Consider the following 270-nt stretch of genomic DNA (forward strand, 5'->3'; position numbering starts at 1 on the left):
TAGAAGGTTCACCGATTAAGCTGATTGATGGCGGAAAACAAAAACGCTGCTTTACTGATATTCGCGATGGTATCGAGGCGTTATACCGCATTATCGAAAATGCGGGAAATCGCTGCGACGGTGAAATTATCAACATTGGCAATCCTGAGAACGAAGCGAGCATTGAGGAACTGGGCGAGATGCTGCTGGCGAGCTTCGAAAAACATCCGCTGCGCCATCATTTCCCACCGTTTGCGGGCTTTCGCGTTGTCGAAAGTAGCAGCTACTACG

At 49.3% G+C, this 270-nt stretch carries 1 protein-coding gene; it reads left to right on the top strand.

The features are described 5' to 3' along the window. A partial coding sequence (locus R0J87_RS20705) for an NAD-dependent epimerase/dehydratase family protein (protein ID WP_498888606.1) occupies positions 1-270 on the top strand: 270 nt, incomplete at both ends.

This window comes from Halomonas sp. SIMBA_159 (genome assembly GCF_046536035.1).
GTDB lineage: Bacteria > Pseudomonadota > Gammaproteobacteria > Pseudomonadales > Halomonadaceae > Vreelandella > Vreelandella venusta_A.